At 42.4% G+C, this 16,649-nt stretch carries 11 protein-coding genes; 4 read left to right on the forward strand and 7 right to left on the reverse strand.

Annotation, left to right across the window (positions count from 1 at the left end):
- Positions 1 to 331: 331 nt before the first annotated feature.
- From A4S05_RS12265 to tyrS, 3 genes are read right to left on the reverse strand one after another with little or no spacing between them, the layout of a single operon-like run.
- Positions 332 to 1,066: a hypothetical protein gene (locus tag A4S05_RS12265; RefSeq protein ID WP_256090951.1), complete on the reverse strand. Its 735-nt coding sequence runs from the start codon at positions 1,064 to 1,066 to the stop codon at positions 332 to 334.
- Entirely contained in the window at positions 1,063 to 1,794 is a 732-nt protein-coding gene (pyrF, locus tag A4S05_RS12270; RefSeq protein ID WP_069070102.1) for an orotidine-5'-phosphate decarboxylase, read from the reverse strand. Before pyrF ends, A4S05_RS12265 begins: the two co-directional genes overlap by 4 nt.
- A 20-nt stretch (positions 1,795 to 1,814) precedes the next feature.
- Positions 1,815 to 3,005 (reverse strand): tyrosine--tRNA ligase, encoded by a 1,191-nt coding sequence (tyrS, locus tag A4S05_RS12275; RefSeq protein WP_069070151.1) that lies wholly within the window; start codon positions 3,003 to 3,005, stop codon positions 1,815 to 1,817.
- Positions 3,006 to 3,178: 173 nt separating this feature from the next.
- On the opposite strand from tyrS, the gene A4S05_RS12280 reads away from it, so the two are divergent.
- Positions 3,179 to 5,104, forward strand: coding sequence for a transglycosylase domain-containing protein (locus tag A4S05_RS12280; RefSeq protein ID WP_069070103.1), 1,926 nt, complete (start codon positions 3,179 to 3,181; stop codon positions 5,102 to 5,104).
- An 84-nt stretch (positions 5,105 to 5,188) separates the two neighbouring features.
- Here the strand turns inward: A4S05_RS12280 and A4S05_RS12285 are convergent, their stop codons facing one another.
- Entirely contained in the window at positions 5,189 to 5,512 is a 324-nt protein-coding gene (locus tag A4S05_RS12285) for a DUF1825 family protein (protein WP_069070104.1), read from the reverse strand.
- Between the two features lie 126 nt (positions 5,513 to 5,638).
- On the reverse strand, positions 5,639 to 6,571 hold the full coding sequence (locus A4S05_RS12290) for a J domain-containing protein (protein ID WP_069070105.1): 933 nt from the start codon (positions 6,569 to 6,571) through the stop codon (positions 5,639 to 5,641).
- Positions 6,572 to 6,745: 174 nt separating this feature from the next.
- On the opposite strand from A4S05_RS12290, the gene A4S05_RS12295 reads away from it, so the two are divergent.
- Together A4S05_RS12295 and A4S05_RS12300 are read left to right on the forward strand one after the other, a co-directional pair.
- Positions 6,746 to 7,120 (forward strand): NINE protein, encoded by a 375-nt coding sequence (locus tag A4S05_RS12295; RefSeq protein WP_069070106.1) that lies wholly within the window; start codon positions 6,746 to 6,748, stop codon positions 7,118 to 7,120.
- A gap of 14 nt (positions 7,121 to 7,134) precedes the next feature.
- Positions 7,135 to 7,668 carry a ComEA family DNA-binding protein gene (locus A4S05_RS12300; protein ID WP_069070107.1) on the forward strand — a complete coding sequence of 178 codons (534 nt, stop codon included), beginning with the start codon at positions 7,135 to 7,137 and terminating at the stop codon, positions 7,666 to 7,668.
- A gap of 85 nt (positions 7,669 to 7,753) precedes the next feature.
- Here the strand turns inward: A4S05_RS12300 and lepB are convergent, their stop codons facing one another.
- Complete coding sequence (lepB, locus tag A4S05_RS12305; protein ID WP_069070108.1) at positions 7,754 to 8,326, reverse strand: signal peptidase I; 573 nt, start codon at positions 8,324 to 8,326, stop codon at positions 7,754 to 7,756.
- 1,825 nt (positions 8,327 to 10,151) lie between these two features.
- On the opposite strand from lepB, the gene A4S05_RS12310 reads away from it, so the two are divergent.
- Positions 10,152 to 11,063, forward strand: a complete 912-nt coding sequence (locus A4S05_RS12310; protein WP_069070109.1) for a polysaccharide deacetylase family protein — start codon at positions 10,152 to 10,154, stop codon at positions 11,061 to 11,063.
- A 149-nt stretch (positions 11,064 to 11,212) separates the two neighbouring features.
- Here A4S05_RS12310 and A4S05_RS12315 read toward each other — a convergent pair whose 3' ends face one another.
- Positions 11,213 to 15,922, reverse strand: coding sequence for a glutamate synthase-related protein (locus tag A4S05_RS12315; RefSeq protein WP_069070110.1), 4,710 nt, complete (start codon positions 15,920 to 15,922; stop codon positions 11,213 to 11,215).
- Between the last annotated feature and the right edge of the window lie 727 nt (positions 15,923 to 16,649).

Here is a 16,649-nt window from a genome sequence, read left to right on the forward strand (position 1 = left end):
TTTGAAATAAGTATCTGCCTCAGAAATTAAAACAATTCGCAATGGGCTAACGCCCCGCTCCGCTAACGCAATTATGTTTTGTAACGGGGATTTAACCCCGACACAATGCCGCCTATAAAGGTAGGGGACTCAAACCCCCAAAGTTCCTTGATGGAGAGCAAGGTTATTTCTTCTCCTTCTTCATTATTCAATCGCTAAGTTCCGCGATCGCATCTGGCAACAAAATGCGATTATGCGATTACTTGTTAGAAACTGTACCCTACATTAGCGAAAGCTTCTGTAGCAAATATCTTAGAGGCGAGGCATTTTTGTTCGAGTTATAGCTGCTGTTTTACTCTGATCTTAAGGGTTCAATTTTGTTTCCTAGATTTACAGCACGCAACCGTCGAACACTTCCAGCTTGACAATCGCGTAACCAAGCTTTAACTCCTTGGGCAACAGTACCCTTACTACTATCGCGTGGTGGGGATAGTGGCTGCTGTGCTGAATCGGAACCAATTTGAGAAAACATCATCACTAGTTGCCAACCACTTGCAGTTTTAGTCAACAATAGCCAGTGGAATTGCTGCAACTCTACAAGTTTCTTTCCGATGTACTGCCGTTCTAAGCTAGTAAAGAAAACTTGCTCAATTCCTGATGCAGAGCTTTTAGGCGCATCTGCACTATATTCTTCAAGGTTAAGGGGCAGAGGAGTAAACTCAGGTCTTCCTGCCACTAGCATATAACTATAAACATCACTGCTTCTACTGAGGCGGCGGGCGCGTTGACTAGCGCGATTTGTATAACTAGGCAAATCTTCCAGTAGTTGTGTAGTTAATGTTTCTAAATTTTGCTCAGAACACAAAGACTTTGCGCCAGTATTGACATTTTCTCTTTGTGCTAGCACCAAAGGTTTAGGGGTGAGGTTTGTCGAGAACGCTGGGTAAGCAAGGCTATTTGATACTAAAACCCAGAAGCCATAAACTAAAAGCCAACTATAATTTTTCTTCCTGAGCGAAGAGGCAAGATTGTTCTCCTCTACACCCTGCACTCTGTCTCCCAGTTTCTCACTGACTCTTAGCTTCATGCCACCGTGGTTAACTCCTCAGAAATCCTTTTCCAGGCTAACTCAGGCTCAGTAGCAGTGGTGATGGGACGCCCAATTACTAGGTAATCTGCGCCGGCAATAATAGCTTGCGCTGGGGTGAGCGATCGCTTTTGATCTGCATTATCTGCCCAAGTCGGTCGTACTCCCGGACAAACTAGCAAAAAGTCATCTCCACAAGTTTGTCGCAACTGCGCCACCTCTTGAGGCGAACAAACTGCCCCATCCAAACCAGATTCTTGAGCCAGCAGTGCCATTTCTAGAGCATATTCTGGCAATTCCAGAGGTATTTTTAAATCAAATGCTAATTGCCTCGCAGAAATGCTTGTTAGCAAAGTAATGGCAATTAACTTTGGTGGTTCTACACCTGCTTTTGCAGCCCCTTCCTGTGCAGCCTCAGTTGCAGCTTTCAGGGCATCCCTACCAGCAGTAGCATGAATTGTCAGTAAATCCACTCCGTATCTAGCTGCACTCCGGCAAGCACCAGCAACGGTATTGGGGATATCATCAAACTTCAAATCTAAGAAAATGCGCTTTTGTCGAGACTTTAGTTCTTCTAGGATTTTCGGGCCAGTGCTGGTAAATAACTCTAAACCGACTTTCCACCAAACCACTTGAGGTAGCTGATCTATAAGAGCGATCGCACTTTGTTCATCCGGCACATCCAAAGCCACAATAATTCGTTGTTCTGCCTGTTCACCATTCCCCATTTCCCACTCCCCATTCCCATTTAAGGCACTAAACGCACAAACTTATTTTTCCCAACTTGTAAAACCTTACCTTGTAATTCATTAGGAGAATCAAAAGTGGTATCAGCATCAGTAATGCGATCGCCATCTAAACGCACTCCACCCTCTTGAATTTTCCGCTTTCCTTCACCTGTACTTTTGCACAAGCCACTGACATTGAGAATATACGCTAACTTAGTAGGAAATTGCTGTACGCCAGCTAGAGAAAATTCTGGGACAGCACCTTCCTTACCGCCGCTTTGGGCTGCTTCTTTGGCCTCTTGGGCTGCGGTTTCGCCGTGATACTGTTTCACAACTTCCCATGCTAGAAGTGTTTGGCGATCGCGGGGATTTTCTGGCAGTTGATCCAAAGGTAAATCCGTCAATAGTTCAAAATACTGCTCCAGCAGATGATCGGGAACTCCTTGCAACTTTTGATACTTTTGCCCTGGGTGTTCTGACAATCCGATATAATTACCTAAAGACTTAGACATTTTTTGCACCCCATCCGTGCCAATCAAAATTGGCAACAGCATCCCAAATTGGGGCTTTTGACCAAAATGGCGCTGCAAATCTCTGCCTACAGCAATGTTAAATTTCTGATCAGTCCCACCTAATTCCACATCTGCCTCAACTGCAACCGAATCAAAACCTTGCATTAACGGGTACAGGAACTCATGGATGAAAATTGGATTCTCTTTTTTATAGCGATCGGCAAATCCTTCCTTCGCCAACATCTGTCCCACCGTCATCGTGGAGAGTAACTCTAAAATTTTCTCTAACTTTAGTACAGATAGCCATTCGGAGTTATAACGCACCTCTAACCTTCCTGGTGTGTCAAAATCCAAGATAGGACGTACTTGATCAAGATAAGTCTGAGCATTTTGCATTACGTCTGCTTCTGTAAGCTGACGACGCACTTCAGACTTACCAGTAGGATCGCCAATCCGCGCTGTAAAATCGCCAATAATTAAAACTGCTGTATGGCCTGCATCTTGAAAACCTCGCAGTTTTCGTACTGGTATGCTATGACCTAGATGAATATCAGTACCCGTTGGGTCAATCCCCAATTTGACCCTTAAAGGTTGGTTTGTAGTTAGTAAGAGCCTTTCTAAACTTTCGCTGTTAACATCAACTGATTGTGGGAAAACTTCTACTACACCACGACGCAGCCAAGCAAAATCTTGCGTCATCTTAAGAGACTCATTATTAGCTATGTTTTGCACACTAGAAGTTAAGTTGGTTATAAACACTTGCAATTTATCCACTTTCTCATCTGCCAAACTACTATAATTGCAAAAAATTAACCGCCTTGCTTCACCCAATCAATTACAGTTAAATTTACAAGTGAGGAAGTGAAATAGCCGTGTCGTCGTCTAGGACTTTTGAAGATAAACAGCCACAGCGTCGGGCTTCATCAGGTTTTGAGTTTTTGAAAGGAGTTGGTCAGGTAACTGGCGGTACTCTCCTCTCAATCACCATGCTGGCAAGTTCCATTGTAGCCGGAGGACTGGTTGGTTTAGCCATCAGTTTCCGTAATTTGCCAGATGTGAGACAGCTACGTAACTTCTTTCCCTCAGAAACTACTTACATCTATGACGTTAAGGGTAAACTTTTAACGAGTATCCACGGGGAAGCTAACCGAGAAGTCGTACCCCTAGATAGAATTTCCCCGAATCTCAAACGGGCGGTGTTGGCAAGTGAAGATAGCCACTTCTACGAGCACCACGGTATCAACCCCACTGGTGTTGGACGTGCCGTAGTCGTTAACGCTGTAGCAGGTGGAGTCAAAGAGGGTGGCTCTACCGTTACTATGCAATTGGTAAAAAACCTATTTTTGTCTCGCAAGCGTGCCTTTACCCGTAAGTTAGCGGAGGGGGTGCTAGCAATTCGGTTAGAGCAAATTCTCACTAAAGATCAAATTTTAGAAATGTACCTCAATCAAGTTTATTGGGGTCATAACAATTATGGTGTACAAACAGCGGCCCGCAGTTACTTTAATAAATCAGCAGAATATTTAAGTTTGGGTGAGTCAGCGATGATGGCGGGTTTAATTCAAGCACCAGAAGAATTCAGCCCGTTTGCGAGTATGAAACTGGCAAAACAAAAGCAAAAAGAAGTGCTGGGACGGATGCTGGAATTAAGCTGGATCAACCAGTCAGAGTACGACAGTGCCCTCAAGCAAGAAATCAAACTTGGTAGAATCAAATCGTTTCAAGGTAGTGCCCTACCCTATGTAACTAATACTGTGGCGCAGGAGTTGGCCAAGAAATTTGGGCGTGAGACACTACTCAAAGGCGGGATGCGGGTGCAAACTACAGTTGACGCCAACTTCCAAATGATGGCTGAGGAAACTGTCAGTAAGTGGCATAAATCACTGCTTGGGCAAGGATTATCTAAGAATCAAATCGCCTTGGTGGCAATTGATCCGCGCACGCATTTTATTAAAGCACTAGTGGGCGGTGTAGATCCTAAGACCAGTGAATTCAATCGTGCAACTCAATCTCAACGGCAGCCCGGATCTTCTTTTAAACCCTTTGTCTATTATGCTGCTTTCGCTACTGGTAAATATGGGCCGGACTCAACGGTGGTAGACTCTCCAGTTAGCTATCAAGATGGTAGTGGTCGCTACTCTCCCAGAAATTATGATGGGGGTTTTAGCGGGCCTATGCCAATTCGCACAGCTTTAGCCCAGTCACGCAACATTCCCGTGATTAAGATTGGTAAGGCTGTTGGCATGAATAGAGTGATCGAAACTTGCCGTACCTTGGGCATCATGAGTCCGATGGAACCTGTTACCTCCCTACCTCTGGGTGCAATTGGTGTCACTCCCCTAGAAATGGCTAGTGCCTATGCTACCTTTGCTAATTATGGCTGGCAATCTCCACCAACTGTAATTGCTCGTGTCACCGATAGTAGTGGTAACGTGTTACTAGATAACACCCCTAAACCCCAGCTAGTTCTAGACCCTTGGGCATCAGCAGCAATCATCGATGTGATGCGAACTGTAGTTACTAATGGTACTGGTAAAGGTGCTGCGATCGCTCGCCCAAGTGCTGGGAAGACGGGTACAACCTCCTCAGAAAAAGATATTTGGTATGTTGGGACAGTACCACAGCTAACAACCGCTGTCTGGGTGGGGAGAGACGACAACAGACAATTAGCTAGCCGTGCGACGGGTGGCGGTATGGTTGCTCCCATCTGGAAAGATTTTATGGAGAAAGCACTTAAGAACGTACCAGTAGAAAACTTTAAGTCACCTTCCCAGTTTTCTCGGCCCAAGTCACAATAATTTTGGCTTTTGGCTCGCACTTTTGGCGTGCTTCCAGCACAATTTGGATTTTGGATTAATTGTCAATCCAAAATCTAAAATTGACTAAGCCTGTTTCTCTAGTTCGGCTTTCATCCGTTCTAAAGTGAGGTGCATTTGGTCAAACATTTGTTGCGGAGTTACACCGAACTGACCTAATTGTGTTTTCAGTTGTTCTACTGTCATTTGTGCCATAAAATCTTCGGATAGCTCGAAGCGCTTCATAAAGACGCGATATCGATCCATCATGGCTTCCATTTGCTCAATAAACAGCTTTTTGCCATCGCGGTCAAATTTGCCGTAGTTGTTACCAAGCTTGATTAGCGCTTGATAATCCTCAAACAGCTGTTTTGCTTCTTGCTGAACTATCTCAGAATCGAAGAATCCCATATTGCTTATATTAAACTGAGCGTCCAGACTCAGTAGCTTAATAGTTTTACTTCTATTTATTATTTTAGTCTAGGGGAGTAATCTAGTGACAAAGCTTCGGTTTTAGTACGGTTTGTTACCGAAATTTCAACACTTGACTTGAGAACTTTTCTTTTGTGTAAACCGACCTAATAAAGCCGCAATACTCATCGCTTTAGCCATTGATTTAGGATTGGTGTTTTCACTCGGTTGAATTTTCAGTTCGGGAGCGTATTTTAAGGCTAGTGAATTTTGCGGGTTCAGTTTTAATGCTTGATAGATGTAAACCCTAGCCATCCCGATAAATTTCTGTTTGAGATGTACCATACCTAATAAAGCATAATAGTCGCTGTTATTTGGCTCTAACTTGATGGCATCGCGTAGTTCTTGCACGGCTAGGGGCCATTTGGCTAGCCTGACGTACTCAATAGCTCGCTGGTAGTGGCGTTGAGCGTAGTTTGTCAAAACTGGTTTTACATCAGTTTGTTCAGATAATGTTAATTCAACTGGCTTGACTTTTATCTCAGAGATGATGGGAGCAGCTTTTTGCGGTAGGAATAAGTCTGGTTTGTGCAACCGTAAGTATACCAAATTCAGTATAGTAATTTGTTGCGTCACCTGATAAAACTGATCTAGTGATTTATATTGAGCTTCTGCATAACAGGCGATCGCTTCTTCGTAAAATAATTCTGCTTGGGGTGTAGACATTTCGATCATTTCCTGAGCTATGGCACTTTGAGAAGACAAAGGCTTCTGCTCTGAAACTCTTGCGTCTGATCGCAGCATTGCGATCGCAATCAAGCGCTTCTGTCGATGTTTCAGCTGTTGATAAGCTGGATTGATTAAATAGCTAAATATTGCCGTAGCCAATTCTTGGTCTGGATTACAGTTTTTGGCATTGCGATCGGGATGTAGCAGCTTGGCTAAACTGTGATAGCGTTTAAAAATCTGGCGATCATCAGCAATCACAGAAATTCCTAGCACAGCGTAAGGATCACAAAGCTGTTCAAGCCATTTTGGCGGTAGGAAGGTCTGTGACATAGTAGTAATAAAGCTGTTAAAAACTTAAAATTAGCATCAAAGCTCAATGCACAGTCATGTGAAACTTACTCAAATTTCTTCAAGTACTAAATTAATTCTAAAAGTCTGAAGGGCAAAGCAGGGTAGTTGACTGTCTGATTGTCGAACTGTGGTATTGGTAAATTTATTAGAAATATGTTGACTAAGCGCAAAAGCCGAAGTGTCGCCGCTGTTTTAGCTTTTTCTGGCACACTAACAATTTCCGGATTACATAAATTCTATTTGGGACAGCCGTTGTGGGGTATTTTGTATGTGTTGCTTTCCTGGACGCCGATCCCCAAGGTAGCTAGTGCCATTGAGGGAGTTTGGTATTTAGCCCAAGATGAAGAAGCTTTTGATCGTAATTTTAATCTAGGTAAGTCAGCAACAAGAAACTCACAAAGGGTAAGTAATCAGGTAGGAGCGATCGCTGATGCAATGCGTGAATTAGATGCTCTGCGCCAGGATGGACTGATTTCAGAGTATGAGTTTGAGCAAAAGCGCCGCCAATTGCTAGACCAGATTTCTTGAAGTGAGCGAAAATCATGAATAACTGGCTACCTTTGAATCCCAGGCTGCAAAAACTCCGCGCCAAGCTCCTCAACGATCCCTACTATCGTCTGCAATCTGGGGAAGAAATTCAGATGGCGGCAAAATTAGGTATTCGCATTGATGTTAATCAAGCGACTGTAGATGATTGGTTACGCCTACCAGGTTTGTCAATTCACCAAGCGCGATCGCTTGTAGAACTTTCACGTTCTGGTGTTAAATTTTACTGTATTGAAGATATTGCTGCGGCTTTGGCTATACCAGCGCCGCGCCTGGAGCCATTAAAGCCTCTGCTGAATTTTGTTTACTATGACCACGAATCTCTAGAAAATCCGACCCATTTAGTCAACCCAAATACAGCAACAGTTGAAAAATTAGCACAAATTCCATTTATAGATTTGTCTCTGGCGCAAGCAGTGGTGCAAAATCGGCAATCAGCCGGAACTTATCGGAACTTGGCTGATTTTCAGCGACGCTTGGAGTTAAGTGGTGATGCGATCGCTCAGATAATGTATTATTTGAGGTTTTAAGTTAAAAGTTAAAAGTTAGAAGTTTTAAATAACTCCTAACTCTGACAATTTTGGATTGAAGGAAAAATCCAAAATCTAAAATTGATTAAATGAACCCAATGCGATCGATAGGCCAAAAGCGAAACGTTGCCCGACCGATGACATTTTTTCTAGGTAAAAAGCCCCAATAGCGAGAGTCATTACTATCATTGCGGTTATCTCCCATGACAAAAAATTCGTCTTCTGGGACTTTCACTGGTTGGTATGGCTGATTTGGTGGTTCCGCGATGTAGTCTTCTGCCAAGGGTTGACCGTTGAGGTAGACTTTGCCAGAAGCAACACTAATTACCTCACCAGGCTGCCCAATAACCCGCTTGATGAAGGCTTGGTCTTTGGGATATCCTCGACGTTGTAGTTCTGCGGGTGGCTGAAAAACAATAATATCCCCAGTTATGGGAGGGTGAAAATGGTAGGAGATTTTTTCTACCACCAAGCGATCGCCTGTATGTAAGGTTGGCAACATCGAATCAGAAGGTATATAACGGGGTTCAGCGATAAAAGTCCTGATTAGGAATGCCAAACACAATGCGATCGCAATTAAAATCAGATTTTCTTGCCAACTACGCCATAATTTTAACGACGCACGCTCTTTTTCTACATCACTTTCGTGAGGAATCATAAAAGTTTCTAGCCAGTTTAAGAAGTAAGACAAATACTTTGATTATTTTGACTCAAAAGGTATATTAATAGGAAAGCTGGGTTTAAAGTCAACCCATACAGATATTAAATAATACACTTATTGGATCTAGCTAAGATAAGCAAAAGTACTGTAAATAAACTATGACCTGTCTAAGGCAATATAAGCTAATAATTAGGATTTATAAATAAATAATTAAAAATCTTAATTCTAATTAGTGTAATTATAAGGCAAGTTATGAGGCAGTTTTCAGCTTTGCTTCCTGCTGTTAAAAAAGTTAGTGAGCCACTGGTAGAGTGATACAGTCAATGATTTTTTTATGGGAGCAGAAAATTGTTTGTTGAGTGGCGAAACAATTTACCGAATGTCTGACAATATCTGCTTCACTTTGCTGAAAAAAGGCAGAGTGCAGTCTTCTTAGAGTCTGATTTGTAAAAAAAAATATATTTTGATATGTATAGTAATCCGATTTTCTAAACTTATTTGCGTAGGGAGGGCATAGGAAAGAAGTGAATGGATATGTACTGAGTTTTTTCAGAAATCAAATATAGGAATCCGCTTTGATTTCTGAACGAATTTGTGTAGACAGGCAATAGGCAATAGGCAACAGTCAAGAAGGCTTCTTAGTTGTACTGAGTTTTTTCAGAAATCAAATATGAGTCCTATATGAGTCCTGTATCCTTAAGTGATATTACGGTAGATAAATCACTATTATAGTGTAATCTCCAATACATATTTTTAGGCAAGTAAAGTGTATTTAGTAAAAAATCTTACATTTCAATCTAGAATTTAATGGTTCAATAAATAGACACCATACTATTGCAATGCAATTATGATAACTTGCTCAGATGTATGTGATTAACTTCCGTAATTACACGGTGACGGTAAATATTAAATTGTACTATTAATTGAGATATAAATTTACTTAGTTATCGAGAAAAACATTAACAGGTAGAAAGCTACTAGTAATTTCGGCTAAAGTATCAGCATCCAAAAGAGAACTAAACAGGCGATAGAATTTCTTTTGCTGAATGAGTCAAAAGTATCTACATTAACGAATAAGTGCCCCCTGGCAATGAGAAACTATATTGAATCAATTTTCGTCTGATCTATTTCCTAGAAGGTACAAGATAACATTCTGTCACTAGAAAACTTAACTTTTTCTTAAAAAGGAAGTAATAGCAGCAGGCAGTAGAATATATCTTATCAAGAATAGAACTAATAGTTTACTAGACTCTTTTTTGAAAGATACCTCGCCCTTCTTAAGTAGTTTTGTATGTTAATCAAATAATTTGCTAAGTTGTAAATTATACAGCTTTACTGTCAGAATGCTTGACTATAAAAACTTCAGTTCGCGAAAAGTGCAAATTGTAGGCTTGACAGTTTAGCTCATCTTATTTGCAAAACTATAAAACTTGAAAGGATAATGCTGCCTTAGCGGTGAATTGAAAAACAGCAACTAATTCAGAACTCCTATTAAGAGGATTTTGGGGTGTGGTTAATCATCTGATTGTGCTCCTTCTTAGAGCTAGCGGTAATAGCGTGCAAGTGCAGACTTTGCCTTTTATAAGTGGGTTGATGTTCAATATTACCAAATATCGTGTATTCAACACTCGTCCAAATCTAGAGTATCTAGATTTCAGTTGAATCAGTATAGTCTGTCTTCTCGATTCTGAATTTCCGTTATTCTCAATTTCAATTTTCATGATTACCAGAAAGCAACTGGTATCTAAATATCTAAATAAAATGTGCTATAACGTACCGTCATAACCGTGGGTGATGGTTCGATCTTTGAAGGAGCTATGAGGTGGAAAACAATAAGTCGTTTCTGTGGCCAGAAGGAATATTAATTGCACTGCTTGCATTAGGTGGTGTTTTTAGCCTTGCTTTTATGATGCTTTTAAGACCAAATGTTTCAGAAGCTCAAAGTAGACAAAGTATAAATGTAAAGCGTGTAGCTGCAAACGTAGGAACTCAGCAGCGCATTGAGAAATTAAAGGCGTCGATGCTTACAAGTTGGCAGCAAGAAGCACAAACAAAAGGATTATCATATGCTTTACCATCACGTTTTCAAGGGGCAATAGTTAAAGCAGCAAAACTCATTCAGAGTGAGAAAGTGATTGCTCTCACCTTTGATGATGGCCCTTGGCCTGAAACCACAGGGCAAGTGCTAGATATTCTGAAATCAAATAATATCAAAGGGACGTTTTTTGTTGTCGGTCAGAACCTAAAGAATTATCCAGAATTAGGAAAGCAGATTGTCGCTCAAGGTCACGTCATTGGCAATCATACTTGGCATCACTGGTATCACTTCTTTAATCAACAAGCTGCTGCTTTTGAAATTGATCGTACAACAGAGCTAATTTATCAAATTACAGGTGCTAAAACAAATCTGTTCCGACCGCCTGGTGGCAACCTGCACAATGGATTAGTTACTTATGCTAAAGGTCAAAAATATAGTGTGGTGATGTGGTCAGCTGACTCCATAGACTACAAGTTGCCAACTGTACCAAAGTTAATCGATAACGTAATTAAAGATTCAAAACCTGGTGGTATTGTGCTAATGCATGATGGTGGTGGTAACCGTTCCAGAACTGTGCAAGCTTTACCAGAAATTATTAGCAACTTTAGAAAGCAAGGCTATCGCTTTGTAACTATTCCAGAACTTTTAGAAATGGAAGATACTGAGCAAAAATTGCTTGCTAACAAAAAGCAATAATTATTAATTATGGGTAGTTAGTCAATAGTAATTGGCTAAAAACTAAAATTATATTTTTTAATTAATAATACGTTATTTCTGAATCAGTAGGCTCGTAGTAAGTGGCTCTAGCCCTTCCTACGAGCCTTTAATTATTCACGCCCAGCTACTTAATGACTAGTCACTAAACTGAACTCAGTTGTTTTTTCAGGATTAGCTTCTGGACTATCAGCTTCAGAAGGCGGAACCAACTGCCAGAATTTCGGCAAAAATTCTTGCCAGTTTTGCAGAATTTTCTTTGCCTTGGGTGAACCAGTACGTTCTGCATGAGTTTGAATTAACTCTTGCAGTTGCTTTGCACCGACTTCTGTGATCACTCGCTGGATTTTGACAATTTCTGGGTTGACTAACTCACGGAATGAGTCGTCTTCATCCAGGAAGTATGCCAGTCCACCAGTCATTCCAGCGGCTACGTTACGTCCGACTTTACCGAGGACGACAATCACACCACCTGTCATGTATTCACAGCAATGATCCCCAGCGCCTTCAATCACTGCTATGCCTTTGGAGTTTCTCACAGCAAAGCGCTCTCCTGCTAGACCATTGGCAAATAACATCCCACCAGTAGCACCATAGAGGCATGTATTGCCAACTATCACATTTTGTGATGCGTTATAGGTAGCATCAGATGGGGGTTTGATGATGATCTCACCACCATGCATTCCTTTACCTACGTAGTCATTTGCCTCTCCTTCAAGGGTCAAAATTAAGCCGGGGAGATTGAAAGCACCAAAGCTTTGCCCAACACTACCTGTAAAGTTGAGATTAATTTGTCCTTCAAAGTCACTGTCACCGTATTGGGAAGCGATCGCACCCGCTAATCTAGTGCCTACTGTTCTGTCAGTATTGACAATAGGGTAAGTCTTATTAACAGTGGACTGATCCCTAATGGCAGCCAGAATTTCGGGATCGGCAAGGAAATTGTCATCCAAAACCACGCCGTTGCTGTGAACTTCTTCATGCACCAACCAGCTACGATTGTCTCTGCTATTTGGTAGCTGAAGTAAACAGTCGAGATTCAGCGATCGCGTTTTGGTGAGTTTTACCTCTTGGCGCAGTTCTAACAAATCTGCACGTCCAATGATTTCTGACAAGGAACGGTAGCCAAGTCGGGCTAACAAACTCCGCACTTCTTCGGCTATGAAGTAAAAGAAGTTGACAACCTGTTCTGGTATTCCCGTAAACCGCTTGCGGAGTTCTTCTTTCTGGGATGCGACACCCACGGGGCAATTATTTGTGTGGCAGATACGCGCCATGATACAGCCTTCGGCAATCATGGCAATGGAGCCGAAACCGAATTCTTCAGCACCCATCAATGCACCTATTACCACATCCCAGCCACTCTTGAGTCCGCCATCTACGCGTAAAATCACGCGATCGCGCAGGCTATTTTCCATCAAAACCCGATGTACTTCACTTAAACCCAATTCCCACGGTGAACCAGCGTGTTTAATCGAACTAAGGGGTGATGCACCTGTACCACCATCATGACCAGAAATCTGGATGATATCAGCGTTTGCCTTAGCCACACCAGCCGCGATCGTGCCAATGCCAACTTCTGAAACTAGCTTCACCGACACCTTTGCTTTGGGATTAATTTGATGCAGATCAAAAATCAGTTGTGCTAAGTCTTCAATGGAATAGATGTCGTGATGTGGTGGTGGCGAAATCAGTGTCACACCTGGCTTTGAGCGCCGTAACATCGCAATGTATTGGCTCACCTTTGGCCCTGGTAGCTGTCCACCTTCCCCAGGCTTGGCACCTTGGGCAATTTTGATTTCAATTTGTTTGGCGTTGACTAGATATGCTGGCGTGACACCAAAGCGTCCCGATGCTACTTGCTTAATGGCACTATAAGCTTGATCACCATTCCGCAATCCTTTTAAATGAGGTAGGGTCGGCGAGTGTCCAGACTCATCTACATCATCTAGAATTGTGTAGCGCACCGGATCTTCGCCGCCTTCTCCAGAATTTGATTTCCCGCCAATGCGGTTCATGGCGATCGCTAAAGTTTCATGGGCTTCTCTTGACAAAGCGCCTAAAGACATGCCACCGGTGCAGAAGCGTTTGACAATCTCATATACCGATTCCACTTCTTCTAAAGGAACCGGCGATGCATCGCCTTGGAAATCCAGCAAGTCCCGCAAAGCTGTTACTGGTCTGCCTTGGAGGTGCTTCTTGTAAACTTCGTAGTGATCGTAGTTTTTGCCATCTAGAGCCTTGTGTAGCGCCTTAACCATTTCTGGGCTATTCATGTGGTACTCGCCGTTAGGACGGTATTGTACAAAGCCCAGGTTTTCTAACTTATTAGCAGTCAGTTCTGGGAAAGCCTTGCTGTGGAAGGAAAGCACTTCATCAGCGAGTTCGCTCACACTCAAACCTCCGATGCGGGAAGTCGTACCACGGAATCCCAGTTCGATTAAATCTCCGCCAATGCCAATAGCTTCAAAAATTTGGGCTGCTTGATAGCTGGAGAGTAGAGAAATTCCCATCTTGGAGAGAATTTTTAGCAAACCTGACTCTACTGCTTTGCGATAGTTTCCTAAAGCTTGTTCTAGGGTGAGAGTCGGAATTTTTTGCACACCCATTAACTTTTGAGTTTTGGGATCAGACCACCAACTACGCACCGTATCTAAAGCCATATACGGGCAAACTGCGCCAGCACCATAGCCAATCAGACAAGCAAAGTGATGGGTACTCCAGCATTGAGCAGTATTGACAATCAGGGATGTTTTCATTCGCAACCCTTCCCGAATCAGATGGTGATGCACCGCACCGACTGCTAACAAGGGAGGAATGTAGGTGGATTCTGTGTTGATACTGTTATTGCTCTGGTCGCTTAATATTAAAATCTTTGCGCCAGCCCGGACTGACTCAGCTGCTTGTGCTTGTAAAGATTGGACTGCGGCCTTCAATCCTTCTGGGCCGCTGGCGATCGCAAATAGGGTTGACAATTCAGCCGTGGCAAATCCTGACAGCTTAATTGCTTCTAGTTCAGCATCCGTTAACACTGGCGACTCAAGTTTTAATCTCCGAGCATATTCTGCCTTGGGTTCTAATAAGTTACCCCGTTCCCCCAGTTCGACTTTCAAAGACATCACTAGCTTTTCGCGCAGCGGATCGATCGCTGGGTTAGTCACCTGAGCAAAGCGCTGTTTGAAATAGTCATAAAGCAGGTGTGGTTTTGTTGACAGCACCGCTAAGGGAATATCATCACCCATGCAGAAAGTCGGCTCTGAACCTGCGATCGCCATTGGATGAATCACCATTTCCACATCTTCTGTGGTGTAACCAAAGGCAGTTTGACGCTGAAGTAAGGTTTGCTTGTCAGTAGTCAATTGTCCTGGGTCATTTGTCATTTGTCCTTTGCCATTGCCATTTGCTAATGACGGATGACTAATGACTAATGACTTTAATTCTTGACGGTGCTGTTTCAGCCATTCTCCATAAGGGTGCTGTTTGGCGATGCGTTGCTTAATATCCCAATTCTTCAGGACTTCATGATTTTCTAAATCCACGGCAATCATTTGCCCTGGGCCGAGTCTACCTTTCTCGACAATATCGGCTTCTGGGAAGTCCACTACACCAGCTTCGGAAGCTACAACAATGTAGTTATCTTTGGTAATCACGTAGCGAGCTGGTCTTAAACCATTACGATCTAGTGTTGCACCAACTTTTTTGCCATCGCTGAATACTAAAAGTGCTGGGCCGTCCCACGCTTCTTGCAGACCACTGTAATATTCGTAGAAATCAACAATTTCTGGATATTCACGTAAAGAAGGCTGATTTTGGTAAGCTTCTGGAACCATAATCATTAAAGCTTCCAGGGGGCTGCGTCCAGAGCAAACCAGCAATTCCACTACGTTGTCTAGGGTAGCTGAGTCGCTGTTATCAATATGAACTAATGGCTTGAGTTCCTTGATGCGAGTCTCCTGGGGAGAGGCTGCGCCAACGCCCCATACAGGATGATTCAGGCTAGCTTCTCGTGCCATCATCCAGTTGATATTGCCCAACAAGGTGTTGATTTCGCCGTTGTGACCCAAAAGCCGCATTGGTTGTGCTAGAGGCCACTTGGGCATCGTGTTCGTACTAAAGCGGCGGTGATAGACAGCAAAGGCACTTTTGTAAACTGGATTTTTTAAATCTTCATAAAAGTTGCCCAAGACAGCCGAACGCACCATGCCTTTGTAGACAATTGTCCGACTTGATAACGAGCAGATATAAAATTCTTCTGAGATATTGGTTGCAACTTTACTAATTCGGCGGCGGGTAATGTACAACTGCCGTTCCAATTCATCACCGCTTTTGTCAACGGAAGCTAACAAAACTTGTTCAATCTGGGGCTGATTTTCTCTTGCTTGTACCCCAAGTGAATCAGATTGCACTGGCACTACTCGCCAACCCAGCACAATAAATTTTTCTTCAGCAGCTACTTGCTCAACAGTCGCCCTAGCTTTTTGTGCTGCTTCTTGGTCTTGTGGTAGAAATATCATCCCCACAGCTATATTATTTGTGGATGTAAATTCCTTCCCCCTTTGGGCAAAGTCTTGTTGGAACAACTCCCAAGGGATAGCTGTCAATACTCCAGCACCATCACCAGAGTCTTGATCAGCGCTACAACCTCCTCGATGTTCTAAGCAAGTTAAAGCAGCTAAGGCTTTTTCGACAATTTCGTGGCTGGTATGATTTTGGCGATGAGCAATAAAACCGACACCACAGGCATCTCGTTCCTCTACTAACCACTTTTGCCCCTGATAGGTATCTCTTGAGTTTATGTCCGCTGTGATTTTCTGGTCTTGATTCATCGGTTTATTATTCATACCCTGTTCCTGAAGTATTGAGTTACCAATTTTGCCACTACATTGTGGGCAAAAATTTCTAAATTCAGCGATGGAAAAATATGTAAGCACCGAAATTTAGGGAAAAAAAATTTTAACTTCGGTTTTACTTTACTAGTTCACCCGTGTTAAAATAGTCGCGTCTCTTTTATGTGTTTATGCGGTGTTTGACAAGTTACCTCCGCCAAGACATTATTTTTGCCCTGACAGTTTCTTTTTTATATTTTGAAGTTAAGTATTTTCTCAATCCCTTTTTTCCAGATGCACGCTAGCTACTCGTAGAGCCTATTTTGGCTCACCTGAAACAAAACTAAAACTAAGCGCTGTGCTATGTTCTAAAGCCAAAGTCATCCTGATCCAGCAATAAAATCAGCGTATTACAATATATACCCATTTGACAATTCCCAAATATTGTTGTTGTCTAGAATTTTGCCGCTTATGAGTTGCCGCATGTATTACTATTAACTAGACATTACTGAAGTAACAACATTAGCAACATTCAGCAAGGATTAAATATCTTAATCCAGTTTTGATAACCAAAACTACCGTATATGGTGTGGTTAAAATTAGTGGGAGTCAAAACCTTGATTGCAGTGCCTTTAGCGTCTAAATAAATTGTTGTACGTCTAAAAGTGATAGCTAGCCAACATATAGATTATCATATTTATTCAAAAATAAAGTCATGTTTTTTTATACTTCCAAATAATTG

The sequence above is a fragment of the Nostoc sp. KVJ20 genome (genome assembly GCF_001712795.1).
Lineage (GTDB): Bacteria > Cyanobacteriota > Cyanobacteriia > Cyanobacteriales > Nostocaceae > Nostoc.

Excerpts from the sequence above, each read along its gene's own strand:
- pyrF (WP_069070102.1), bottom strand. The coding sequence starts at position 1,794 with ATGGGGAATGGTGAACAGGCAGAACAACGAATTATTGTGGCTTTGGAT.
- A4S05_RS12265 (WP_256090951.1), bottom strand. The coding sequence starts at position 1,066 with ATGAAGCTAAGAGTCAGTGAGAAACTGGGAGACAGAGTGCAGGGTGTA.
- A4S05_RS12300 (WP_069070107.1), top strand. The coding sequence starts at position 7,135 with ATGAATAACTGGCTACCTTTGAATCCCAGGCTGCAAAAACTCCGCGCC.
- lepB (WP_069070108.1), bottom strand. The coding sequence starts at position 8,326 with ATGATTCCTCACGAAAGTGATGTAGAAAAAGAGCGTGCGTCGTTAAAA.
- tyrS (WP_069070151.1), bottom strand. The coding sequence starts at position 3,005 with ATGACGCAAGATTTTGCTTGGCTGCGTCGTGGTGTAGTAGAAGTTTTC.
- A4S05_RS12315 (WP_069070110.1), bottom strand. The coding sequence starts at position 15,922 with ATGAATAATAAACCGATGAATCAAGACCAGAAAATCACAGCGGACATA.
- A4S05_RS12295 (WP_069070106.1), top strand. The coding sequence starts at position 6,746 with ATGTTGACTAAGCGCAAAAGCCGAAGTGTCGCCGCTGTTTTAGCTTTT.
- A4S05_RS12285 (WP_069070104.1), bottom strand. The coding sequence starts at position 5,512 with ATGGGATTCTTCGATTCTGAGATAGTTCAGCAAGAAGCAAAACAGCTG.
- A4S05_RS12290 (WP_069070105.1), bottom strand. The coding sequence starts at position 6,571 with ATGTCACAGACCTTCCTACCGCCAAAATGGCTTGAACAGCTTTGTGAT.